Here is a 21,144-nt window from a genome sequence, read left to right on the forward strand (position 1 = left end):
GTTGTCACTGATTGGGTCCCACGACTCATTGACTAGTCGATCTGCTTGAAGACAGAACCCGACTCCGTGCGAGATCTGCGCCCTATACCACTCAAAAACGTGTCTCGGGATCGTTCGGGGGGATCGCCGATATAACCACGAGTGCTCTTAAAGACGAAGGATTCAGTGTTCTTTGTGATATCAACATACAAGCTGCATTCGCAAAAAGCTCGATAAGGAATTCCGTCGGTATCGAATTCTTGGAGCTTGCATCCGGAGCTTGCGTATCAGGGGCTCGAAGATGAAATCGTCTAGAACTCGTCTCCGTATGCAAATATTGCCCTAATCTAAGACGCCACGCGGAATGAACTGAACGGGGCATTGAGCGCCCTCATCGGATGATCTCGATATCTTTGCCGATCTGACGGAACCCAAATAGCCGTGGATATCGCCGTGACGGAGACAGGGATACGTGTCGCGATGTTTCTCTCCAGTAAGTGTTGAATTCGGATCCGCCTGAACGGTGGTACCTATGAGTACTCCAGAGTCACGGATAGATGTCGAACAGTTTGTCTCGAACCTTCTCGATTTCCAGTACCGCGAGGTAATGATGGTCTTCGCGACGCTTGCTGTCGTGACAGGATCTATCGTCTTCTTCCCCGGATTCGATAATCTTAGCAAGGGCTTGCAGGCCGACATTTCGCCTGGCCTGTTGGCGGCGTTCGTTCTGGTTGCAGTCGTCGCTGGCGTCGTCAAGGGGATGGTGGGCTTCGGCTATGCACTCATCACGACGCCCATCTTCGCTTCCGTGATCGATCCGACCTTCGCAGTCGTCGTCTTGGCTATTCCGCCGTGGATGATCAATATGTTCCAGATCGGAGAAACCAATACTGGTCTATCCTTCATCCGCGAGGAATGGGTTCTCGTCTTTTTAGCTATCGTGGGCTCGGTAATCGGAGTCGCGTTCCTCGCTGAATTTAGCACGGGCCCGATCGTTCCGTTCCTCATCGGCCTCGTGATCTTTGGCTACGTCGTCTTCCAGGTCGTTCAGGACTTCGTCACCGTCGAAGAGACGCACAATCCGCTCGGACTCAGCGTCGCGGGGTTCCTCGAGGGATTCCTCCTGGCCGTCGCGAACCTCGGCCCGCTGCTTCCGGCGTACTTCCATACGTTTGAGCGAGACACAGAGCGGTACATCGGCGGCCTCTCGATGGTCCTCGGCGCCATTTTCACAGTCCGAATCATCCAGATGGCGCTGTTCACGGACCTGTTGACGACCTATCGGCTATGGCTCGGATCGGTGATCGCGGTCGTCACTATCGTCGGCCTTCTACTCGGGACGTACCTCCGCCGTCTCGAAGTTGACGAGGAGAAGTTCAACTGGTTCGTCGTCGCGTTGCTGTTCGTCATCTCACTCAATATCTTCCGGAATACGATTCCCGCGCTCTTCCTGTGAGACAGAAGAGATTTAGAGGACCGATGTTACCGGTGGCACCGCAATAACCCACTAACGGGCGTCGTTCTCTATCTCTTCGACATCGCCTTCGACGACTGCCTGCCGGGGGATCACTTCGATAGTCGTCTCCGATCCGATCGCCGTTCCGCCCTCGACCGCCTCGACGCGGAGGATCACGTCCTCTGGGTTCGCACAGCCGCAGTTGACGAACTCCTCCCACTCGTCGCCGACAGAGACCGGACCTGCGTGGGCCCACCGGAGGTACCGTCGGTACGTGTGTTCCGTCATGTTCTCCTGGAGCCACTCGCTGTCGGCGGCCCACCAGTCGTCGTCCTCGTCGGGATCGGTCTCCGGCGACCGGAACGAGACCACGACCCGGTCGGCCTGGTCCTCGACGGTGGCCGGGTCCGTCGTATTGACGTCGCGTCTCTCTGCGGATCCCATCAGTCGTCAGCCCCCGTCGGGATCGGTCCAGTGCTGTCGTTCGCGGCCGCTTCCGCTGATTCGAGCCACTCCTCCGCGTCGAGGGCGGCCATGCTACCCATACCGGCAGCGGTGACAGCCTGCTGGTACTCGCGGTCCATCACGTCACCGGCCGCGAAGACGCCGTCGGCGGCCGTCGCCGTCGTCGCCCACGCGTCCCCGGCGGAGGACGTTTGCACGTACCCGCTGTCGTCGAGATCAACGGGCGTCTCCCGCAGGAAGTCGGTGTTGGGCTCGTGGCCGATGGCGTAGAACACGCCACCGATGTCGACCTCCTCAACCTCGACATCTTCACCGGCTTCGTGCTTCTCGGCAGGGTAGCCGTCTGGGTGGGAGACGAGCGTCGCGCTAGTCACGCCGTTCTCCTGTGACCCGTCGATCGCCAGGAGTTCCGTGTTCCAGGCGAACTCGACATCGTCGTGGTGGCGGACGCGGTCGGCCATGATCTCCGAGGCGCGGAGCTCGTCGCGGCGGTGGACGACCGTCACCGAGTCGGCGAACTTCGCGAGGAACAGCGCTTCTTCCATCGCGCTGTCGCCGCCGCCGACGACGAGCACGTCGTCGCCGCGGTGGAACGCGCCGTCGCAGGTCGCACACGTCGAGAGCCCGTAGCCCATCAGTTCGTCCTCGCCGTCGGCACCGACCCAGCGGGCGCTCGCCCCGGTCGCAACGACCAGCGCGCGAGTCCGGAGCGTCTCACCAGTCGAGAGCGACAGCTCCAGCGGCTGTCCGTCGAGGTCGGCGGCTTCGATGCTGCCGTGCTGGAACTGGGCGCCGAACTGCTCGGCCTGGTCCTTGCCGCGCTGGATCAGCTCCATCCCGCCGACGCCCTCGGGGAACCCGAGGTAGTTCTCGACATCGGTCGTCAGCGTCAGCTGGCCGCCGGGCTCGTCGCCCTCTAGCACGAGCGGGTCGAGGTCGGCCCGGGCGGCGTAGACGGCCGCCGAGAGGCCGGCGACCCCGGACCCGGCGATGACGAGGTCCCGTCTCTCCTCGGTCATTTACTCGGTGTACCTCCCGACCAGGGAGCGCAACTGCTCCTCGCCCTGCAACCCGACGACCTCCTCGACCTGCTCGCCGTCGGCGAACAGGACGAGCGTCGGCACGCCCCGGACGCCGTAGGACTGAGCGAGTTGCTGGTTGGCGTCGACGTCGACCTTGGCGACGGTCGCGTCGGTCTCCGCGGCCAGCGTCTCGACGACCGGCTCGAGCATCTGGCAGGGGCCACACCAGTCGGCGTAGAAGTCCACGAGGACGACCCCGTTTTCAGCAACGACTTCGTCGAGATGAGCTTCGCCATCAACGTGGAGCGGTTCGTTCGTAGACCCGGTGCCGGCATCGGTCGCAGTATCGGTTGCCATCACCATACTGTACGTACCAGTACCAATTAAGAGTTTTGGATGATGCTTACAATACTAACCAATACAAACTGAAACCAGGATTCCGAGAGGGGTACGAACGGCCGGCGCAGATCAGCTCATCGGTGAGCGGACCGGGGATCCACGCAGAGAAACAGCAGCGTTAGCTTTCAGCGGGCGGAGCCGAGGGTTCGGACTGTTCGTACTTGTTTTCGAACTCCTGGATGAGCTGGCCCATCTTCGCGTACCAGTCGTTGAGTAGCCGCTGCATGTCGTCGGCGATCTGTGACGGGTCCGCCGGCGAGTAGACGTGGTAGTAGCCGCCCTGGTCGTAGTTGACCTGGTCTTTCTCGATGAATCCGGCCTGGAGCAGGCGCTGGACGCCCCGGTACGCGGTCGAGCGTTCGCGGTCGACGGCCTCGGCGATCTCGTCGACGGTCAGCGGTTCTTCGGCCTCGACGAGCGCCTGGAAACACTCCTTGTCGAGTTCCTTGAGCCCGTGGAAACACTCCAGCAGCCCCTCGCACTCCATGTCCCGGCGGAGTTGTTCTGACATCGAATCTGGCATCGTTTTCAGGTCGACGTAGGCACCACGCCGTTAAAAGATTTGTGTACGGATCGCACAAATGCACGCACGAGTCGTCGGAAACCGGGGCGTGGAGTCGGGAACGCGGTCGTCAGTCCGCCGCGCTGGCCGCGGGCGGCCCTTCCGCGCGGAGCGCCCGGATCGAGCTCACGACGACCGCACCGGCGACGAGCGTCGCGGCACCGAGAATGATGACCAGCGAAACGGTCTGCAGCTCTGGGATATCCATGAAATTCCCGACTTTGCGAACTGCGACGGCGAGCGCGCCCAGCAGCAGCATGACGCCGAAGTAGACCTTGATCTCGTCCTCGTCGACGAGACTCGTCGCGGCCGCGCCGAGTCGTGCGCCGAGCGCGCTCCCGGCGAGCAGCGGGACGACGATCGAGAGGTTCACCGCGCCGTCCATCGCGTAGAGGAAGCTTCCGATCCCGCCGGAGAACACGATCTCGAAGAGGTCGGTACCGACCGCGACCGGCACCGGCACGCCGATGAGGTAGAACAGCGCGGGCATCCGGATGAACCCGCCGCCGACGCCGAGGAACCCCGAGAGGAGGCCCGTCGCGAACGCGACCGCGAGGATCATCCACAGCGAGACGGTGATGCCGCCCCTGAGACTTATCATCGGGGGCACCCGGTAGGACTGAATCTTCTCCGCAATATCGGGGATGTCCTCCGCATCAGCATCGGCGTCCGCATCGTGGCTGACGCCGCCGCCACCGTCGCCCTTCGTAGCTTGGTACGTGATGAACGCGCCGATGCCACCCAGGAGGCCGACGTAGATGACGCTCACGACGGTGTCGGCGAGCCCCATCGCCTGGAGCGCGTGGAGGCCGAGTTTCCCGACCTCGATGCCGGCCGTGGTGCCGGCGATCATGAGCACGCCGAGTTTGTAGTCGACCTGTCCGAGGTCGCGGTGTTTGAGCGTCGCGATGACCGAGGTCGCGAACACGAACGCGAGCCCCGAGGCGACGGCGACGTCGGTCTCGTAGCCCATCACCATCAGCGCGGGCGTGACGAGGAACGACCCCCCCATCCCGAAGAAGCCGAACAGCAGCCCGATGAGGACGCCGAACCCCGCGAACAGCGCGAGAAGCGAGGCGGCGACTCCGAACAGCTCCATCGTCATTTACCACTCACCGCGTCGACGATCGCCGGTCCGAAGACCCGTTCCAGGAGCCCGTAACCGACGTACAGGACGATCGCCTCGACCAGAACGACACCGACGACGAGCACGGCGCCGTCGATGCCGCTGGCGTTCTCAAGCCCGAACATCCGTCAGCACCTCAACTGGTATTGTGTAGTTCATGGGTTTCTGCTCAAACCCGCCTAATCCATTACATCACTTAACGGTTTTGGGACTATAGTACAATTCTATTTAGAGCAGTGCGCCGTACGTTATAGCAAACACACGGGGAGCGGGCTGTATTCGAAGTCGACAGACTTCCGGAAACAGGGGGATACTCCCACAGAGAGAGTCGCATCATCCGAACGGCTCCCGGAGAGACAGTGGGGACCCCTTCCACGATTGGATTCGTGTGGTCCTTGGGTCCGGACTGTGCCCACGACCGAGAACTTCTCAACTCGCCGCAGCGCACGGGTGGGTTGCGGGCCGGGCCGGGGTCGAACTGGGCCGGTCGGCGGGCAGCTCCCGGTTCCGGGAAGTTGTCCTGTGACAACCCGTATTTTAATCAGCTGAGGAGGACAGCGTGATTCATGGACGCTATTCCGCTATCGTGGCTGCCGCTGGTCGGGCTCCTCGCGGTCCCGTCGGCGCTGGCGTTCGCACTCGGGCTCGAGCCGGTCGCTGCCCTGGCGATTCTCAACACGGTCCTCATCGTGGTCGCCGTGCGGATCATGTTCGGGTCGACGGACGAGCGGTACCTCCCGGCTCGTCTGACCGGCGAGTGATGGCGCCGCTCCAGGCCGCCGTACCGGTCGGCGGCGCGGAGGCGGGACTCGCCGTCTTCGCGCTCGTCGGCCTGCTCGGTGGCGCCCACTGTCTGGGGATGTGCGGGCCGCTGGTGACGCTGTACGCCGACCGACTGGGCGGCGAGGGGCCGGTCGGCTTCTCCGAGATCCGCCAGCACCTGCTGTTCAACCTCGGCCGGACGGTCAGTTACGCGCTCGTCGGGGCTGTGATGGGCGCGCTGGGTACCGTACTGTACGACGCCGCGGGGGTCGCGGCCGTCGCCGACGACGTGCGCGCGGTCGCCGGCGTGCTGGTGGGCGGGTTCATCGTGCTGACAGGCGCCCGGTACGCGCTCACCGGGTCGACCGCCGGCGCCCTCGGGGGCGGCTGGACTCCCTCGGCCTTCGAGCGGGTCAGCAGCGTGCTGCTGGCCCGCGTCGACCGCTGGGTCCGCGGCCCGCGCATCGCGGCGCTGGGCGCCGTCCACGGGCTCCTCCCCTGTCCGCTGCTGTATCCCGCGTTCCTCTACGCCTTCGCCGCCGGGTCGCCGGTCTACGGCGCGCTCTCGCTCGCGACGCTGGGACTGGCGACCGTCCCGGCGGTGTTCGCCTACGGCGTCGCGTTCCAGTCAGTCTCGCCGCGGGTCCAGGGACCGCTCCATCGCGCGCTCGGCGTCGCCTTTCTCCTCATGGGCTACCTCCCGCTCGCCCACGGGCTGATGCTACTGGGTATCCACCTGCCCCACCCGCCGCTGCCCGCCTACCAGCCGCTGGGGTGACGATGGCCGAGTGTACCCTCTGCGGGCTCCCGACGCCCGACTCGCCCCACGCCGACGACGACGTGGACGGCGCCTTCTGCTGTCGCGGCTGTCTGGAGGTCGCGCGCACGCTCGACGAGGCGCCGGCCGAGGCCGACCCCGACGCGATCGACGGCGGCCCCGCGGTCGAGGAGGTCGACGGCGAGCGGGCCTACCTCGACGTGTCCGGGATGCACTGCGCCACCTGCGAGTCGTTCCTCGAAGCCACAGCGACCGACGCGGCCGGCGTGCGAGCGGCCGAGGCGAGTTACACCTCCGGGATGATGCGCGTCGTCTACGACGACGACCTGACGGACGAGGCGGGCGTCGCCGACAGCGTCTCCGACTACGGGTACGAGGCGGCGCCGACCGGGCACGACGCCGGCGACGACGACCAGGGGACAGTCGGGCGCCTGCTGGTCGGCGGCTTCTTCGGGATGATGGTCATGGCGTGGTACGTCCTCTTCCTCTACCCCGTCTACCTCGGCGTCGCGCCCGACTCCCTGCTGGTCGACCTCGACGGACCGGCCGGCGGGTTCCTCTTCGCGAACGTCTGGGCCATGGCGACGGTGGTCGTCGGCTACACCGGCTACCCGCTGCTCCGCGGCGCCGCGGTGAGCCTGCGGGTCCGCGAGCCGAACATGGACCTGCTGGTCGCCGTCGCCGCGGTCACCGCCTACGCATACAGCACGCTCGCGATGGTGCTGGGTCACACGGATCTCTACTTCGACGTGGCCGTCGTCGTCGTGCTGGCGGTGACGGTCGGCGACTACTACCGCGACCGGGTCCGCCGGCGTGCGACCGGCCGGCTCTCGGAGGCAGCCGAAGAACGGGCCGACACGGCGCGACGCCGGACCGCCGGCGGGACCGAATCCGTGTCGACCGACGCGGCGGCGGGCGGCGACGAACTCGTCGTCCGCGAGGGCGAACGCGTCCCCGTCGACGGCACCGTCGTCGAGGGAACCGCAGCCGTCGACGAGTCGCTGGTCACCGGCGAGTCGCTGCCCGTCTCGAAGGAACCCGGCGACGAGGTGGTCGGCGGCGGCACCGTCACTGACGGCGGGCTCGTGGTCCGCGCCGACGCGGACCCGACGAGCACAGCCGACCGCCTCGTCGAGACGCTGTGGGCCGTCCAGAGCGGCTCGGCCGGCGCCCAGCGGCTCGTCGACCGGATCGCCGCCGCGTTCGTCCCCCTGGTCTTCGTCCTCGCGGTCGGGACGACCGCCGTCCACCTCCTGCTCGGGGACGGGCCGACGGCCGCCCTGCTGACCGGGCTGACCGTCCTCGTCGTCTCCTGCCCGTGCGCGCTCGGGCTGGCGACGCCGATGGCCGTCGCGGCCGGCATCCGCGACGCGCTCGCGGCGGGCGTCGTCATCACCGACAGCTCGGCGCTGGAGACCGCCCCCGAGGTCGAGACGGTCGCCTTCGACAAGACGGGGACCCTGACCACCGGGTCGATGACCGTCCGCGAGGTGGTCGGCCACGAAGACACGCTCGCGCTCGCGGCGGCCGTCGAGCAGTTCGCGACTCACCCGGTCGCCGAGGCCGTCGTCGCGGCCGGGACGCTCCCGGACGACGCCGTCACCGACTTCGAGACCCACCCCGGACAGGGCGTCGAGGCGACCGTCGGCGACCGGCGCGTCCTCGTCGGGGACGCCGGGCTGTTCGACGAGCGCGGCTGGCCCGTGCCCGACGGGGTCGCGACCACCTACGAGGACGCGCCGGCCGACGCCGTCCCGAGTTACGTCGGCTGGGACGGCCGCGTCCACGGGGCGGTCGTGGTCGGCGACGAAGTGCGCGACGACTGGGCGGCGGTGGTCGACAACCTGACCGCCGACCGGCGCGTAGTCGTGATCACCGGCGACGACCGGTCGGCGGCGAGCCGGTTCGAGTCCCACCCGGGCGTCGAAGAGGTGTTCGCCGGCGTCCCGCCGGAGGCGAAGGCCGCGGTCGTCGACCGCCTCGCGGCGGAGGGGCCGGTCGCGATGGTCGGCGACGGGAGCAACGACGCGCCGGCACTGGCCGCCGCCGACCTCGGGATCGCGATGGAACGCGGGACGCGCCTCGCTGTCGACGCCGCCGACGTGGTCGTCACCCGCGACTCGCTGGGCCCGCTGCCCGACGTCTTCGCGACGACCGAAGGGACCCGCCGACGCGTCCGCGAGAACCTCGGCTGGGCGTTCCTGTACAACGCGGTCGCGCTCCCGCTGGCCGTCGCCGGCGTCCTCAATCCCCTCTTCGCCGCCGTCGCGATGGCGACCAGCAGCCTGCTGGTCGTCCTCAACTCGACGCGCCCGGTCGGCGACTAGCCGCCACGGTCGTCCGACCCGGGTCCGCCGGTCTCGATTGGAGCGCCGACAAGACTGCCCCATTCGGTCCACGAGCCGTCGTAGTTCCGGACCGACGGGTAGCCGAGCAGCTCCGAGAGGACGAACCACGTCAGCGACGAGCGCTCGCCGATGCGGCAGTAGACGACGACGCTCCGGTCGGGGGTGACGCCGCGGTCGCGGTAGAGCGCGGCGAGGTCGGCTCGCGGCTTGAACCGGCCGTCCGCGTCGACGTTCGCCGACCAGACGACGTTGACCGCACCGGGGACGTGGCCGCCGCGCTGGGCGAACTCGTCCATCCCGGGCGGCGCGACGACGGTCCCGTCGAACTCCTCGGGCAGCCGCACGTCGACCAGCGCAGTCCGGTCGTCGATCGCTCGCCGCACGTCGTCGCGGTACGCGCGGACGTGCTCGAAGGGACCGGCCGGCTCGTACCTGCGGGGCGTGAACGACGGCACCTCCGTCGTCGTCGGTCGGCCCGATTCGACCCAGTGTTCGCGCCCGCCGTCGAGCAGGTACGCGTCCTGGTGGCCGTAGTAGCGCAACAGCCAGTAGAAGTGCGCGGCGAACCAGTTGGCGTTGTCGCCGTACGCGACCACCGTCGTCTCCTCGGTGATGCCGTGCGCGCCGAGCAGGTCCGCGAACGCGCGTGCCGACGGCACGTCCCGCCGCCGGTCGTGTCGCAGGTCCGACCGCCAGTCGAGCCCGACCGCTCCCGGGAGGTGCCCCTCGTCGTAGAACGCGGTGTTCAGGTCCACCTCGACGAGTCGCAACGATGGGTCGTCCGACCGGGCCTCGGGCAGCCGCTCGGCGACCCACTCCGGGGGGACGAGCGCGTCTGACCGCTCGGATAGCAGCGTGTTGCCGGTCATGGGTGTTCGGCGACCGCAGGCCGTTCCGCGCCGGCGGCCGCGAGGTGTCACTCACCGACGGAACTACCGGGAATAAGTACCAGCTTGTCCCGCGACAACCCTCGCGGGGGGCGCTCGCCGGTTGTCCTGCGACAAACCAGATTACAACCGACTGCACCCGAACGACACCCAATATGCAGGGTCTTGAAGCCAGTTTCGTGCTCGCGACCGGGTCGGGGAGCGGGTCGCTCCTGGCCGCGACGGTCGTGAGCGGGCTCGTCACCGTGCTCGCGGCGGGCGCCGTGTACTTCTACGGGTGGCGAACGCCGCCGGAACCGGCGTTCGAAGGGGTACGACGCGAAGAGAGCGCGGATCCGGCCGCCACGGTCGTCGCCAATCGCGGCGGCCCGATGTACGAGTCGGAGGTGCCCGAGGCCGAGACGGAGTCGGTGGACCACGACGCGTTCGACCCGGTCGGGGCGGCGGCGCTGCTGGCCGTCTACTTTCTCGTGGTCACGCTGACGTGGCTGTTCATGTACTTCGTCGAGTTCCTGGGGAACGGCCCGACGGTGGTGGGCTGAGATGCACGTCCACAGGTTCGAGCGGATCTGGCTCGTCGCCGCGCTCGGGATGATCGTCCTGTTCGTCGGGACGGTCACGTACGGCGCCGTCGTCGCCGGGTACGGCATGGTCGACGCCGAGGGCGGACAGGTCGACGCGACGGACCCGACGGACGGCGAGAACTTCCGCGAGCCGGGGGTCTACAACGGGAGCGAGCCCGGGCACTACGACGTGTACGTCGAGACGCGCCGGTTCGCGTTCGTCCCCGGGACGGCCGAGCCCATCCGCGTCCCCGCCGGCAGCACCGTGACGTTCCACGTCGTCAGCGTCGACGTGCTCCACGGCTTCGAGGTCGCCGGCACGAACATCAACACGATGGCGATCCCCGGCCAGAAGGCCGTCGTCACCGCCGAGTTCGACGAGGCCCGCGAGTACGGCATCGTCTGTAACGAGTACTGCGGCGAGGGCCACCACACGATGGCGGGGTCGCTCGAAGTGGTCCCGCCCGGCGAGTTCAACGCGACCGCGGAGGTGAGCGCGTAGATGGCCCACGCACACGACGAGCGGGCGACCGGGACCGCCGAGGGGCGCGAACTGGCCGCCGGCGAGCGCCTCGCGTTCGTCGACCAGTACCCTGCGGCCGCCCGTGTCACCCGTCTCTGTTTCGGCGTCTCGTTCACCGCACTGCTGATCGGGGCGGTACTGGGCATCGTCCAGGCGCTTCACCGGACGAACGTCTTCCGCGGCGTCATCAGTTCGAGCGACTACTACTCCGTGCTGACCGGCCACGGCGTCCTGCTCGCGCTGTTTTTCACGATATTCTTCCTCTCGGGGGCGTTCACCTGGGGGACGAGCCGCAGCCTCGGCCGGGACCTCCCGAACCCGCGGTTCTCGCTGGCCTGGTTCGGTCTCCAGCTCGGCGGCGCCGCCGCCGTCGCGGCGGCCATCTTCGGCGGCTTCGTCGGGCAGATCCCCTTCGAGGCTGACGTGCTCTACACCTTCTACGCGCCGCTGCAGGCCCATCCGCTGTTCTACGCCGGCCTCGCGGCGTGGCTGGTCGGCACCTGGCTCGCCGGCGCCGACTGGATCCGCTCGTATCTGCGCTGGCGGAGCGACAACCGCGGCGAGCGCGTGCCGCTGCAGACGTTCATGGTCCTGACGACGATGCTGATGTGGTACATCTCGACGGTCGGCGTCGCCGTCGAGGTGCTCGTCTTCCTGCTGCCGCTGTCGATGGGGCTCATCGAGAGCGTCGACCCGCTGTTGACCCGGACGCTGTTCTGGTACTTCGGCCACCCGGTCGTCTACTTCTGGCTGATGCCCGCGTACTTCGCGTGGTACACTATCCTGCCGAAACTCGCCGGCGGCCGGCTGTTCAGCGACCCGCTGGCCAGGGTCGTCTTCGTCCTCTTCCTGATCCTCTCGACGCCCGTGGGCTTCCACCACCAGTACGCCGACCCCGGGGTCGCGGAGGGCTTCAAGTTCGTCGCGATGACGAACACGATGTTCCTCCTGTTGCCGAGCTTCCTCACCGCTTTCACCGTCGTCGCCAGCATGGAGTACGGCGCCCGCCGGCGCGGCGGGAGCGGCTACTTCGGGTGGATGAAGGCGCTGCCGTGGGCCAACCCCGCCTTCGCCGGCATGGCGCTGGCCGGGCTGATGTTCGCGGCCGGCGGGTTCTCCGGCATCGTCAACGCCGGAATGAACATCAACTCGCTGGTCCACAACACCCTCTGGGTGCCGGGCCACTTCCACCTCACCGTCGGCACGGCCAGCGCGCTGACGATGATGGCGCTCAGCTACTGGCTGTACCCGCAGGTCACCGGCAAGCGCCTCCAGCTCTACGGGGTCGCGCAGGTCCAGCCGTACGTCTGGTTCATCGGGATGGCGCTGATGTCCAACGCGATGCACCGGGCCGGCCTGGCGGGCGTCCCCCGGCGGACCGCCGAACCCCAGTACGACCAGGTCTCCTTCGAGGCGGCGCTCGGGTCGATCCCGGAGATGCGCCTCCAGATCGCCGTCGGCGGGGCGCTGCTGACGCTGGGCGCGGCGCTGTTCGCCGCGGTGATGCTGGCGACGTGGTTCGCCGACCGCGGCCGCGGGCGCCTCCGCGTCGACAGCCACCTCCCGGAACCGATCTCCGGCCCCGAGGACGCCCCGCGGGTGCTCGACAACTTCAGGCTGTGGGCGGCCATCGCCGTCGTCCTCGTCGCCATCGCCTACGGCTTCCCGATATTCTCGATGGTCGCCGACGGGCCGTTCGACCCCGCCGCGCCGCCCGTCCCGGTCGGCGTCGTCGACGCGGCGCTCGGGGTCTTCCTCGGCTGAGGAGTGCGGTTTCGTCGACTCCGTCATTCCGTGACTCCCCCGCGACGACCGGCCTCAGGTCGCCGAGAGGAACCCCGCGACGAGTTCCGCCTCGGCGCGCCTGAGCCGGTAGGAGACGGTCGAGCGCGGACAGTCGAGTTCGGCCGCGAGGTCGTCGAGCGTCGTCTCCCGCGGCGTCTCGTAGTACCCCTTCTCCGCGGCCAGTTCGAGCACCTGCCGCTGCTCGGGCCGCAGCGACAGCGAGGCGAACGGGTTCGACGGCGGCTCGGTCGCGTCCTCCAAGTGCTCGAACCGGAAGGAGATCCCCCCTCTGAGCGTCCCCCCGAGGGTGTCGTAGAGCATCCCGACCTTCTCGTCGCTCTCCGCGAGGACCCGCCAGCGCGCCTCGGACTCGCGGCGGGTCACCTCCGCGAAGACGCCGCCCTCGAGGTATCGGCTGGCGATCAGCGAGACGGCGTCGCAGCGAGTGGCCTCTGAGACGCGGGTGTACACGACGGCCCGCCGCGCCGAGGCCGCGAGCACGTCGCTGTATCGCCGCCCCGCGCAGCCGCGGTCGCTGACCGACAGCAGGTCCCGCTCCTCGTCGGCGATCAGCGCCGCCGCCCGCTCGACCGTCTCCGGCGGTCCCGTGACCGTGTCGAGCCGCCGGACCTCCGACTCGGAGACCGGACAGACCAGCGCCGTCGAGCGCGCGTCCGGCGCGCCCGCGAGCGTGTCCATCAGCGGGTCGACCCCCGTCTCGTACGTCAGCGTGAAGACGAACTCCCGCATCTACCCCGAAGTTGTTCGGCCAGTAGCCAGTCAGTTTCGGTCGCGCTGTCGCGCCCCGCTCGTACCGCGATCTGTCTCCGCCGTTGTCGTGTGCCAACGGTGGGTTGAGGGGACCGCCACGACTACTGATCGTATGAGCGATACGCCCGCAGCCGACCGATCGATGCCGTGGTTCCTGAAAGCGATCATCCTCGTCGCGGTCCTCGTCGTACTGTTCATCGTCGCCGTGGACCTGTTGACGTTCGCGCAGTCGTTCTGAGCGCGAGCGCATCGGTCCGCTCGACCGGTCAGACCACGTCCAGCACGGCGACCGACAGCGCGACCTGTCCGAGGCCGGCGGCGATCATGACGACGGCCGCAACGCGTTCGAAGGCGCCCCCGTAGCGACCGAGCGACCGCCAGGCGTCCACACCCGCGCTCGCCAGCAGGGTCACGCCGACCAGCGGTGCCGTCGCTGCGCCTGCATACGCCGCCAGTACCGCCGTCGCCCCCGCCGGGGGGAGGGTCAGCGCCTGCGCGACGACGCCGAGGAAGACCGGGACCACGCAGCCGGCCGCCGCGAGCGCGTACGCGCCGCCGAAGAGACCGAACCCGACCACCGAGTCGGGCCGGTTCGGGAGCGGGACCGTCGCCGCCCCGCGGCCGGACAGCGCCGCCGCGCCGAACGCGACCAGCGCGAGGCCCACGAGCGGCTCGAACGCAGGCAGGAGCGACGTGAGCCGGCGTCCGAGCGCGTAGACGGCCCCCGCGACCAGCGCGAACGCACCGAGCGAGCCGAGTGCGGCCGCGGCGGCCGCCGCTCCCGGTGCATCGTCGCCGCCGCGTTCGAGGAAGTACCCGACGTAGCCGGGGACGAGCGGGAACGCGCAGGGCGCGAAGAACGTCGCGACGCCGGCACCGGCCGCGAACCCCACCGCGCCGCCGAGCGCGCCCGTCATCCCTCCAGCACCGCCTCGAACGCCGACCGCAGGCGCTCGCCGGACGCGACGCCCGAGTGTCGCCACCGAACCACGCCCTCGGCGTCCGTCAGCACCAGGTACGGGAGGCCGTCGGCGCCGATCGCCGACATGACGGCGCTCTCGGGGTCGACTCCGACCGCCCAGTCGCCGTCGCGGCGCGCCCACCAGTCGGCGATGTCCGCCCGCGAGAGGCCGCTGCCGACGCGCTCGTTCGTCACCGAGACGAAGTCGAGGCGGCCCTCGTACTCCGGATACAGCGCCGTCAGCGTCTCCATCTGTCGGTCGCAGGGACCGCACCACGTCGCGAAGCAGTCCACGAGTGTCGGTCGGTCCGGGCGAGGGACTCGCAGTCGCCCGGCGTCGGATCCGGGCGCGTCGATCCCCTCGACGCGGACCGGCAGCCCGTCGCCGTCGTTGAACGGGCCGGCGCCGCCCAGCGCGAACGCGCTGCCACCGGTGAGTCCGACGCCCGCGATGGTCGCGACCGCCGTTCGCCGGTTCATGCCTCGCGGACCGCCGCCAGGTCGTCGATCAGTTCGTCCGGATCGGGCGATTTCGTCCGGTAGGCGCGTTCGACGTAGCCGTCGGCGTTGACCAGTATCGTCATCGCCGTGTGCGTGAACATGTAGCCGTCCGTCTCCGGCGGCTCGGTCCGCTGGAACGCGACGCCGAACGCGTCCGCGACGACCGCCTCCGCCCGCTCGGCGGAGGCCGGCCGGAGGAACTGCCAGTTTGCCGCCCCGAGCGCGACGTTTCGTTCGTCGGCGTACGCGCGGAGGCGGTCGGCGTCGTCGCGAGCGGGGTCGAACGTCACCGGGTAGAACCGCACCGCGCCGCCGTACCCCTCGTTCAGCGCGTGCGTCTGGACGTTCCGGAGCGTCCCGACCAGTACCGGACAGACTGTCCTGCAGTGGCTGTAGAAGAACGTCAACAGTGCGGGGCGCTCGACCGCCCGGAGGTCGACAGTCCCGTCAGCGCGGACGGCCGGGAGGGACACGTCCGGCACCCGTTCGCCCCACGCGGGGTACGGCAGGTCGGCACTCTCGAACTCCCGGTCCGGTTCGGACAGGACCACGTCGGGATTCCCGTCACCGGCTGCACAGCCCGCGACTCCCGCCGCTGCCGTCGACAGCCCGGCGAGATAGGTGCGTCGCCTCATAGAACAGTGAGAGGGGGCTGATAACAATGAATAGAATGTTGTAGCACTCCAACGACAGCACAATATCGGGCAGATCGTGACCCGGACTCCCGGTCCGTATCGACGAACGAAAGTCCCTCCACCTGGGGTGGAGCCCGTCATCTCAGGCCGAGCCGGCGTCGAGCCCGCCGGGCGGCGTCTACAACACTGCGACGCCGGCGGCATACGCGAGCGCGAACGAGAGGCCGAACGACCCTGCCCACGCTCCCACCGTCAGGATGATTTTTCGGGCATCCACAGCCTCCCGACCGCCGACTGCCGCGCCGCTCCCGATGATGGCGCTGACGACGATCTCGTTGAACGAGACCGGGACGCCGAGCAGGACTGCCAGCTGCGCGATCAGGAACGAGGGGACGAGCGCCGAGATGGAGCGGCGCGGCCCGAGCGACGAGTAGTCCTGGGCGAGCGACTTTATCATCCGGGGCGCACCCGTCCACGAGCCGACAAGCATCCCGAGCCCGCCGCCGACGAGCACGGCGAACGTCGAGACCATCCCGACCTCGTCGAGGAGCGGGAGCAGCGGTCCGACGGCGAGTCCGACCTGACTCCCCCCAGCGGAGAACGCCACGAGCGACCCGAGCGCCAGCAGCACGCGCCGCAAGCCACCGGGTTCGTCGCGACTGACATCCCACCAGACGACCGCCGCGACCGCTAGCGCTGCGAGGCCGGTAATACTGACTGCCGAGGCAAGCCCGTCGACTGCGAGCACCTGCTGTCCGATACTGCGGAGTGTTCCTGACGTGCCTCCCTCACCCAGGAAGCTGAACTGGACGTTCACGAGGACCGCCCCGACGAGGCCGGCGAGGACGGGAATACTGTACCGTTCGGGGACATCGGGGCGCGGAAGGAGACTCGCGATGGTGAACGCGATGCCGCCGCCGACGAACGGCGTCAATACCCAGACGGCGGCGATCTGCTGGTACTTCGACCAGACCGGCGTGCCGCCGAGGGCGAGGCCGACGCCGATGACGGCGCCGGTCACGGTGAACGCCGTCGCGATCGGATAGCCGGTCGTGATGCCGACCGCCATCAGCCCCGCGCCCAGCACGAGCACGAGGATGACGCCGGCGATCGGCAGGCTGATGCCGCCGACGAGGCCGCTCCCGACGGCTTCCGAGACGTTGCCGCCCTGTGTGACGGCGCCGGCGAACCCGAAGATGCCGACGAGCAGCGCGGCCCGCATCGTCGCGATGGCGTTCGCGCCGACGGCGGGAGCGAAGGGGGTCGCGCCGCTCGACCCGGCGCCGATCACCCACGCCATGAACAGGCTGGCGAGCGCTGCACCGGCGAAGAGGACGACGAGAGCGGGGTCCATTGAAGCGGGTCAGTCCGCGCCCGTGGGGGCGGTATCTCGCGCGTGGTTCCGACTCCGCCAGTAGCCCTGGGCGTACGCGCCGAGGAACATCCCGGCGAGCGCCCAGAGGATCGTGACGTTGCCGACGCCGAGGCTCGCGTACGCCGCGCCCGGGCAGATGCCCGAGAGGCCCCAGCCGACGCCGAAGACGGCGCCGCCGACCAGGACGTTCCGGTCGAAGGGCTTCAGGCGGCGCTCGTAGGGGTCGCCCGTGAGGGGTGCCGCGTCCCGAATACGGGGCAACAGGGCGAACGCGATCCCGGAGACGATGGCGGCCCCGAACATCACGAACGGGAGGCCCAGATCCTCGAACTGGAGGAAGTTCAGCACCACCTCCGGGCGCGCCATGTGGCTGAACCCGAGCCCGAACCCGAACACGATGCCGCCGACGAAGACTAGCGGCTTGAACAGCGGGTGCCGGTCGCTCATGGGCTCACCCCCAGCGCGGCGACGACCTGTGCCGTCCCGATGGCGACGGTCAGGAACGTCAGGACGCCGGCCAGCGACGTCTTCGACGCCGAACCGACGCCGCAGACGCCGTGGCCGGACGTACAGCCCTTGCCGATCCGGGTTCCGATGCCGACCAGGATACCGCCGACGAACAGCCGCCACGGCTGGACGTCGGTCTGCCAGAGCGTCACGCCGGCGACCTCGTAGAGCTGGCCGGTCGTTCCGGGCTCGTACAGCGAACTCGTGACCAGGCCGGACTGAACCGTCGCCGCGAACGCTAGCCCGCCCAGCACGATGCCGGCCGTGAACACGAGCCGCCAGTCCCGCGAGGCGACGTACTGCTGGAACCGCGACTGGTCGGAGACGTACGACAGCGTCGACTCCAGGAACGTGCTCGCCCCGGCCGGGATACCCGTCCCGACGTAGATCAGGACGGTCCCGAGGCCGACGAGCAGGCCGCCGACGGCGTAGCGACTGATCCCGTTCGGGAACAGGTCGGCGGCCGCCTGGAGCAGTACTGGGTCAGTGACCATCGGCGTCGTCAGTCACCCGCGAGCGAGTCCTGACTGGCGGCGCAGTTGTTCGGCCCGAGCTCCAGCGTGAACGCCTCGTCGTCGTCGACGGCGTTCTGCCCGAGGTTCGTCGCGATGATGTCCTCGTAGTTGGCCGGCCGCGGCGGCATGTCCGAGAGGATCAGCTCGACGAAGTCGTCCTCGTCCATCGTGAGTGCGTCCATCTCATCGACGAGCTCGCCGATGGGCGCGGTGTAGGTACCGTCCGCAGCGGGCTCGGCGGCGTCGCTGAAGTGCGCGCCACCGACGAGCGTGTCGTCGGGCAGCGGTAGGACGCGGTCCTGCAGCGACTCGTAGAGCATGCGCGCGGCGTCCGGCGCGCCCTCGTCGCCCTCTTCGAGGTCGGGGCGGGCGACGCTCTCGACGAAGAGTCCGTCGCCGGTCGCGAGCAGACTGTCGTCGACGAGGTACGAGGTCATTCCGGTCGTGTGGCCGGGCGTGTACACCGCCTCGACGGTCGCGTCTCCGACCTCGAAGGTGTCGCCGTCCGCGGCCGTGGTCAGCTCGTCAGCGTACGTCACGCCGCGGTCGACCGCGGCCTCGGGAACGACGCCCTCGACGCCCTCGTCGTCGAGGTCGCGCACGCCCGAGATGTGGTCGGCGTGGATGTGCGTGTCGAGCGCGTACTGCAGGTCGACGCCGAGGTCGTCGGTGTCGGCGAGATAGCGGTCGGTGAACGCCCGCAGCGGGTCGATGATTGCGGCTTCGCCGTCGTCGTAGAGCAGATAGCCGAGACAGCCCGAGGAGGGGCGCTGGTACTGGACGAGCGTCCCCGCGCCGTCGTAGTTCTCGACCTTGACGGCCTCGTAGATGCGCGCCCAGCCGTTCATGCCGTCTTCGAGGTGGTTCACGTCGTAGCCGCGCTCGGCGAGCGTCCCCGCGACGAACTCGCTGGCGCCGCCCTTCGCGCACAGGACGGTTACCTCGCGGTCGTCGGGGATCCGGTCGAGCACGTCCTCGTCGATGTCGTCCTCGAGGAACTGGAAGTACGGGACGTTGATCGACGTGACGTTCTCGCCGTCGATGCGCCACTCCTCGTAGTCCGAGTTCATTCGCGCGTCGAGCAGTGTCACGTCCTCGCCCGCGTCGATGCGCTCTTTTAGCGTCTCCGGGGCGACCGTCTCCACGTCGGCGTCCGGAGTTGGGAAGTCTTCCGCGTTCATGTCGTGCACCCCCGTCTATCGGATGGACGTACTAAAGGGTTTGCATAGTATTCCATCTTATGCACAATATAGTATCCCCCTGCGACTCTGTCTGGAGCGGTGTATACGACTACATACCCGATACTGAGGGAAATTACGATTTCGCCACTGACCAGTAGTTGGCGTCAGTCACAAGAACCAGCAATCTTTTAACTACGGAGTCAATATTGTGCGTTAGCTCCAAGACAAATCAACGGAGCGGACACAACAATGAGTGCAGAATACGACATCGCGGAGACGCTCGACGTGAAAGGCGCATCGTGCCCGATGCCGGTCGTCAAGACCAAATCGGCCATCGACGACCTCGCCGCCGACGAGGTTCTGGAGGTACTCGCGACCGACTCGGGCAGCATGAGCGACATCGACGGCTGGGCCGACGGCACGGACGGCGTGGAACTGCTCGCACAGGAGGAGAGCGGTGACGTGTACAAACACTACGTGCGCAAGACGGAGTGAAAATGAGCACGGACACCTCAGACACGACAGCCGAGGACGCCCCCGACGCGGCCGAGGGTGACGCCCCCTCCCGCGCGGAGCTGGCCGCACGCGTCGCCGAGCTGGAGGAGTCGCTCGCCGAGTCGGAGGACGACGACGACCCGAAGAAGATGTCGATCATTGCGACGAAAGGGACGCTGGACATGGCCTACCCGCCGCTGATCCTCGCCAGCACCGCGGCCGCGTTCGGCTACGACGTGACGGTCTTCCACACGTTCTGGGGCCTGGATATCCTCCACGAGGAGCGCTCGAAGGACCTCAAGCTGAGCTCCGTCGGCAACCCCAACATGCCCGTGCCCAACGCGGTCGCCGCCCTGCCCGGGATGGATCGGGTGACGACGAAGCTGATGGAGAAGAAGATCGACGACAACGACACCGCAACCATCGAAGAGCTCGTCGAGACGAGCCTGGACATGGGCGTGGAGTTCCAGGCCTGTCAGATGACCATCGACCTGATGGACTACGACGAGGACGACTTCTACGACGGCGTCACCGCGGGCGTCGGCGCCGCCACCGCCCTCCAGGACATGGCCGACGCCGACATCCAGCTCCTCGTCTGATCCCCGTCGTCCGGGTCATCGCGGCTACCGCAGGGTCCAGCGATGTGAGCGGCCGAGCGCGGAGTAGTACTCGGAAGCCCGGTTCGGCCCGCACTGCTCACGGGCTGATCTTATGTAACAATCGGAGGCGTGCTCCGGGCTAGTGTTACATAAGACCCGCGCCGGGACGGTCAAGTCGTCTGGAGGGGATCCGGCATCCGAGTCGTGGGATCGGCCCTCGGCCCGCACGCGGGGATCGGAGCGGGGAGAGTGTTTTCCCGCCCGGCGTCGTACTCGCTCGCATGAACGACGACGCACCCGCCGCGCGGATCGGCGACATACTGGGCGAGCGCGGAGAGACGCTGGCCGTCGCCGAGTCCTGTACCGGGGGACTGCTCGGGTCGACGATCACGGGCGTCGCCGGGTCGAGCGACTACTTCGTCGGCGGCGTCGTCGCCTACACGGAGCGGACAAAGCGCCAGTTGCTCGCGGTCTCCCGGGAGAGCCTGGAGCGCCACGGCGCGGTGAGCGAGACGGTCGCCAGCGCGATGGCGCGGCACATCCGCGACGAGACCGGCGCCGACTGGGGCGTCTCCACGACCGGCTACGCGGGCCCGGGCGGCGGCGACGCCGACACCCCGGTCGGCACCGTCTACATCGGCATCGCGTACGCCGGCGGCGACGGCCGTGACCCCTACGCGACCGTCGAACACCACCGCTTCGAGGGCGAGCGCGCGACGGTCAAAGAGCGCATCGTCGAGCAGGCACTGCGGTCTGCGCTGGGAGAGATAGTGGAGTGAGCGACCGTTCGATAGATCCGACTGGAATCCGAGCACAGAACGACTGGCTTCGTGGTACTTACCTCGTTTCGAGAGCTCAAACACTGTCCGACGAGGCGGACGGACGTGTGAAAGGACGGCTCCCGTTCTGACGGCGCCTCGACCCGCGGCGGGGGCCACACGAACAGTCG

26 protein-coding genes are annotated in these 21,144 nt (G+C 68.2%); 11 read left to right on the forward strand and 15 right to left on the reverse strand.

Annotation, left to right across the window (positions count from 1 at the left end; translation table 11 throughout):
- Window positions 1-511 precede the first annotated feature (511 nt).
- Complete coding sequence (locus E3328_RS21355) at window positions 512-1,435, forward strand: sulfite exporter TauE/SafE family protein (RefSeq protein WP_135366667.1); 924 nt, start codon at window positions 512-514, stop codon at window positions 1,433-1,435.
- A gap of 51 nt (window positions 1,436-1,486) precedes the next feature.
- Here the strand turns inward: E3328_RS21355 and E3328_RS21360 are convergent, their stop codons facing one another.
- The 6 genes from E3328_RS21360 to E3328_RS22300 form a co-directional block, all read right to left on the reverse strand.
- The gene (locus E3328_RS21360) at window positions 1,487-1,879 is read right to left on the reverse strand and encodes a DUF7968 family protein (RefSeq protein ID WP_135366668.1); all 393 of its coding nucleotides are present in this window, start codon (window positions 1,877-1,879) and stop codon (window positions 1,487-1,489) included.
- Window positions 1,879-2,919, reverse strand: a complete 1,041-nt coding sequence (locus tag E3328_RS21365; protein ID WP_209452261.1) for an NAD(P)/FAD-dependent oxidoreductase — start codon at window positions 2,917-2,919, stop codon at window positions 1,879-1,881. The genes E3328_RS21360 and E3328_RS21365 overlap by 1 nt, the downstream gene beginning before the upstream one ends.
- Window positions 2,920-3,279 (reverse strand): thioredoxin, encoded by a 360-nt coding sequence (gene trxA / locus E3328_RS22425; RefSeq protein WP_135366469.1) that lies wholly within the window; start codon window positions 3,277-3,279, stop codon window positions 2,920-2,922. It lies immediately after the preceding gene.
- 160 nt (window positions 3,280-3,439) lie between these two features.
- Entirely contained in the window at window positions 3,440-3,844 is a 405-nt protein-coding gene (locus tag E3328_RS21370) for a helix-turn-helix domain-containing protein (RefSeq protein WP_135366470.1), read from the reverse strand.
- A gap of 109 nt (window positions 3,845-3,953) precedes the next feature.
- A complete protein-coding gene (locus E3328_RS21375) occupies window positions 3,954-4,982 on the reverse strand; it encodes a sulfite exporter TauE/SafE family protein (protein WP_135366471.1) in 1,029 nt (342 codons plus the stop codon).
- A gap of 2 nt (window positions 4,983-4,984) precedes the next feature.
- A complete protein-coding gene (locus tag E3328_RS22300) occupies window positions 4,985-5,134 on the reverse strand; it encodes a DUF7512 family protein (protein WP_167837498.1) in 150 nt (49 codons plus the stop codon).
- A 441-nt stretch (window positions 5,135-5,575) separates the two neighbouring features.
- On the opposite strand from E3328_RS22300, the gene E3328_RS21380 reads away from it, so the two are divergent.
- The 3 genes from E3328_RS21380 to E3328_RS21390 are packed head-to-tail and all read left to right on the forward strand — an operon-like array spanning window position 5,576 to window position 8,876.
- Window positions 5,576-5,770, forward strand: coding sequence for a DUF8131 family protein (locus E3328_RS21380; RefSeq protein WP_135366472.1), 195 nt, complete (start codon window positions 5,576-5,578; stop codon window positions 5,768-5,770).
- Complete coding sequence (locus E3328_RS21385) at window positions 5,770-6,549, forward strand: sulfite exporter TauE/SafE family protein (RefSeq protein ID WP_135366473.1); 780 nt, start codon at window positions 5,770-5,772, stop codon at window positions 6,547-6,549. Before E3328_RS21380 ends, E3328_RS21385 begins: the two co-directional genes overlap by 1 nt.
- Window positions 6,550-6,551: 2 nt before the next feature.
- On the forward strand, window positions 6,552-8,876 hold the full coding sequence (locus E3328_RS21390; RefSeq protein WP_135366474.1) for a heavy metal translocating P-type ATPase: 2,325 nt from the start codon (window positions 6,552-6,554) through the stop codon (window positions 8,874-8,876).
- On the opposite strand, the gene E3328_RS21395 is transcribed toward E3328_RS21390, so the two are convergent.
- A complete protein-coding gene (locus E3328_RS21395) occupies window positions 8,873-9,766 on the reverse strand; it encodes a sulfurtransferase (protein WP_135366475.1) in 894 nt (297 codons plus the stop codon). The genes E3328_RS21390 and E3328_RS21395 overlap by 4 nt on opposite strands.
- Window positions 9,767-10,155: 389 nt before the next feature.
- Here E3328_RS21395 and E3328_RS22870 point away from each other — a divergent pair, with 389 nt between their 5' ends.
- From E3328_RS22870 to E3328_RS21410, 3 genes are read left to right on the forward strand one after another with little or no spacing between them, the layout of a single operon-like run.
- Complete coding sequence (locus E3328_RS22870; RefSeq protein WP_135366669.1) at window positions 10,156-10,326, forward strand: cytochrome oxidase; 171 nt, start codon at window positions 10,156-10,158, stop codon at window positions 10,324-10,326.
- Window position 10,327: 1 nt separating this feature from the next.
- Complete coding sequence (locus tag E3328_RS21405) at window positions 10,328-10,849, forward strand: cupredoxin domain-containing protein (protein WP_135366476.1); 522 nt, start codon at window positions 10,328-10,330, stop codon at window positions 10,847-10,849.
- Window positions 10,850-12,634 (forward strand): b(o/a)3-type cytochrome-c oxidase subunit 1, encoded by a 1,785-nt coding sequence (locus E3328_RS21410; RefSeq protein ID WP_135366477.1) that lies wholly within the window; start codon window positions 10,850-10,852, stop codon window positions 12,632-12,634. It abuts the gene before it with no gap.
- Between the two features lie 54 nt (window positions 12,635-12,688).
- On the opposite strand, the gene E3328_RS21415 is transcribed toward E3328_RS21410, so the two are convergent.
- Window positions 12,689-13,405 carry a helix-turn-helix domain-containing protein gene (locus E3328_RS21415; protein WP_135366478.1) on the reverse strand — a complete coding sequence of 239 codons (717 nt, stop codon included), beginning with the start codon at window positions 13,403-13,405 and terminating at the stop codon, window positions 12,689-12,691.
- 133 nt (window positions 13,406-13,538) lie between these two features.
- Between E3328_RS21415 and E3328_RS22790 the strand changes: the two genes are divergently transcribed.
- A complete protein-coding gene (locus E3328_RS22790; RefSeq protein WP_281275821.1) occupies window positions 13,539-13,664 on the forward strand; it encodes a hypothetical protein in 126 nt (41 codons plus the stop codon).
- A gap of 28 nt (window positions 13,665-13,692) precedes the next feature.
- On the opposite strand, the gene E3328_RS21420 is transcribed toward E3328_RS22790, so the two are convergent.
- The 7 genes from E3328_RS21420 to E3328_RS21450 all read right to left on the reverse strand — a co-directional run bounded on the left by E3328_RS21420 (window position 13,693) and on the right by E3328_RS21450 (window position 19,101).
- Window positions 13,693-14,343 (reverse strand): cytochrome c biogenesis protein CcdA, encoded by a 651-nt coding sequence (locus E3328_RS21420; RefSeq protein WP_135366479.1) that lies wholly within the window; start codon window positions 14,341-14,343, stop codon window positions 13,693-13,695.
- Window positions 14,340-14,867 (reverse strand): TlpA family protein disulfide reductase, encoded by a 528-nt coding sequence (locus E3328_RS21425; protein WP_135366480.1) that lies wholly within the window; start codon window positions 14,865-14,867, stop codon window positions 14,340-14,342. Before E3328_RS21425 ends, E3328_RS21420 begins: the two co-directional genes overlap by 4 nt.
- A complete protein-coding gene (locus tag E3328_RS21430) occupies window positions 14,864-15,523 on the reverse strand; it encodes an SCO family protein (protein ID WP_135366481.1) in 660 nt (219 codons plus the stop codon). Before E3328_RS21430 ends, E3328_RS21425 begins: the two co-directional genes overlap by 4 nt.
- A gap of 178 nt (window positions 15,524-15,701) precedes the next feature.
- Entirely contained in the window at window positions 15,702-16,877 is a 1,176-nt protein-coding gene (locus E3328_RS21435) for an inorganic phosphate transporter (RefSeq protein WP_135366482.1), read from the reverse strand.
- Window positions 16,878-16,886: 9 nt separating this feature from the next.
- Window positions 16,887-17,345, reverse strand: coding sequence for a YeeE/YedE family protein (locus E3328_RS21440; protein ID WP_135366483.1), 459 nt, complete (start codon window positions 17,343-17,345; stop codon window positions 16,887-16,889).
- The gene (locus tag E3328_RS21445; RefSeq protein WP_135366484.1) at window positions 17,342-17,899 is read right to left on the reverse strand and encodes a YeeE/YedE family protein; all 558 of its coding nucleotides are present in this window, start codon (window positions 17,897-17,899) and stop codon (window positions 17,342-17,344) included. The genes E3328_RS21440 and E3328_RS21445 overlap by 4 nt, the downstream gene beginning before the upstream one ends.
- Before the next feature lie 8 nt (window positions 17,900-17,907).
- Window positions 17,908-19,101, reverse strand: coding sequence for an MBL fold metallo-hydrolase (locus E3328_RS21450; protein WP_135366485.1), 1,194 nt, complete (start codon window positions 19,099-19,101; stop codon window positions 17,908-17,910).
- A 249-nt stretch (window positions 19,102-19,350) separates the two neighbouring features.
- Between E3328_RS21450 and E3328_RS21455 the strand changes: the two genes are divergently transcribed.
- From E3328_RS21455 to E3328_RS21465, 3 genes are all read left to right on the forward strand, one after another.
- Complete coding sequence (locus tag E3328_RS21455) at window positions 19,351-19,596, forward strand: sulfurtransferase TusA family protein (protein ID WP_135366486.1); 246 nt, start codon at window positions 19,351-19,353, stop codon at window positions 19,594-19,596.
- 2 nt (window positions 19,597-19,598) lie between these two features.
- Complete coding sequence (locus tag E3328_RS21460) at window positions 19,599-20,195, forward strand: DsrE/DsrF/DrsH-like family protein (RefSeq protein WP_135366487.1); 597 nt, start codon at window positions 19,599-19,601, stop codon at window positions 20,193-20,195.
- Window positions 20,196-20,476: 281 nt separating this feature from the next.
- Window positions 20,477-20,974, forward strand: a complete 498-nt coding sequence (locus E3328_RS21465; RefSeq protein ID WP_135366488.1) for a CinA family protein — start codon at window positions 20,477-20,479, stop codon at window positions 20,972-20,974.
- The last annotated feature ends 170 nt before the right edge of the window (window positions 20,975-21,144 follow it).

Source organism: Halosimplex halophilum, assembly GCF_004698125.1.
Taxonomy (GTDB): domain Archaea; phylum Halobacteriota; class Halobacteria; order Halobacteriales; family Haloarculaceae; genus Halosimplex; species Halosimplex halophilum.

Bases quoted from the DNA above. Each gene is read 5' to 3' on its own strand.
- E3328_RS21380 (WP_135366472.1), top strand. From the start codon at position 5,576: ATGGACGCTATTCCGCTATCGTGGCTGCCGCTGGTCGGGCTCCTCGCG.
- E3328_RS21445 (WP_135366484.1), bottom strand. From the start codon at position 17,899: ATGGTCACTGACCCAGTACTGCTCCAGGCGGCCGCCGACCTGTTCCCG.
- E3328_RS21420 (WP_135366479.1), bottom strand. From the start codon at position 14,343: ATGACGGGCGCGCTCGGCGGCGCGGTGGGGTTCGCGGCCGGTGCCGGC.
- E3328_RS22300 (WP_167837498.1), bottom strand. From the start codon at position 5,134: ATGTTCGGGCTTGAGAACGCCAGCGGCATCGACGGCGCCGTGCTCGTC.
- E3328_RS21425 (WP_135366480.1), bottom strand. From the start codon at position 14,867: ATGAACCGGCGAACGGCGGTCGCGACCATCGCGGGCGTCGGACTCACC.
- E3328_RS21415 (WP_135366478.1), bottom strand. From the start codon at position 13,405: ATGCGGGAGTTCGTCTTCACGCTGACGTACGAGACGGGGGTCGACCCG.
- E3328_RS21435 (WP_135366482.1), bottom strand. From the start codon at position 16,877: ATGGACCCCGCTCTCGTCGTCCTCTTCGCCGGTGCAGCGCTCGCCAGC.
- E3328_RS21455 (WP_135366486.1), top strand. From the start codon at position 19,351: ATGAGTGCAGAATACGACATCGCGGAGACGCTCGACGTGAAAGGCGCA.
- E3328_RS21395 (WP_135366475.1), bottom strand. From the start codon at position 9,766: ATGACCGGCAACACGCTGCTATCCGAGCGGTCAGACGCGCTCGTCCCC.
- E3328_RS21365 (WP_209452261.1), bottom strand. From the start codon at position 2,919: ATGACCGAGGAGAGACGGGACCTCGTCATCGCCGGGTCCGGGGTCGCC.
- E3328_RS21390 (WP_135366474.1), top strand. From the start codon at position 6,552: ATGGCCGAGTGTACCCTCTGCGGGCTCCCGACGCCCGACTCGCCCCAC.
- E3328_RS21405 (WP_135366476.1), top strand. From the start codon at position 10,328: ATGCACGTCCACAGGTTCGAGCGGATCTGGCTCGTCGCCGCGCTCGGG.
- E3328_RS21375 (WP_135366471.1), bottom strand. From the start codon at position 4,982: ATGGAGCTGTTCGGAGTCGCCGCCTCGCTTCTCGCGCTGTTCGCGGGG.
- E3328_RS21460 (WP_135366487.1), top strand. From the start codon at position 19,599: ATGAGCACGGACACCTCAGACACGACAGCCGAGGACGCCCCCGACGCG.
- E3328_RS21355 (WP_135366667.1), top strand. From the start codon at position 512: ATGAGTACTCCAGAGTCACGGATAGATGTCGAACAGTTTGTCTCGAAC.
- E3328_RS21360 (WP_135366668.1), bottom strand. From the start codon at position 1,879: ATGGGATCCGCAGAGAGACGCGACGTCAATACGACGGACCCGGCCACC.
- E3328_RS22790 (WP_281275821.1), top strand. From the start codon at position 13,539: ATGAGCGATACGCCCGCAGCCGACCGATCGATGCCGTGGTTCCTGAAA.
- E3328_RS21465 (WP_135366488.1), top strand. From the start codon at position 20,477: ATGAACGACGACGCACCCGCCGCGCGGATCGGCGACATACTGGGCGAG.
- E3328_RS21410 (WP_135366477.1), top strand. From the start codon at position 10,850: ATGGCCCACGCACACGACGAGCGGGCGACCGGGACCGCCGAGGGGCGC.
- E3328_RS21430 (WP_135366481.1), bottom strand. From the start codon at position 15,523: ATGAGGCGACGCACCTATCTCGCCGGGCTGTCGACGGCAGCGGCGGGA.
- E3328_RS22870 (WP_135366669.1), top strand. From the start codon at position 10,156: ATGTACGAGTCGGAGGTGCCCGAGGCCGAGACGGAGTCGGTGGACCAC.
- E3328_RS21385 (WP_135366473.1), top strand. From the start codon at position 5,770: ATGGCGCCGCTCCAGGCCGCCGTACCGGTCGGCGGCGCGGAGGCGGGA.
- E3328_RS21370 (WP_135366470.1), bottom strand. From the start codon at position 3,844: ATGCCAGATTCGATGTCAGAACAACTCCGCCGGGACATGGAGTGCGAG.
- trxA (WP_135366469.1), bottom strand. From the start codon at position 3,279: ATGGCAACCGATACTGCGACCGATGCCGGCACCGGGTCTACGAACGAA.
- E3328_RS21440 (WP_135366483.1), bottom strand. From the start codon at position 17,345: ATGAGCGACCGGCACCCGCTGTTCAAGCCGCTAGTCTTCGTCGGCGGC.
- E3328_RS21450 (WP_135366485.1), bottom strand. From the start codon at position 19,101: ATGAACGCGGAAGACTTCCCAACTCCGGACGCCGACGTGGAGACGGTC.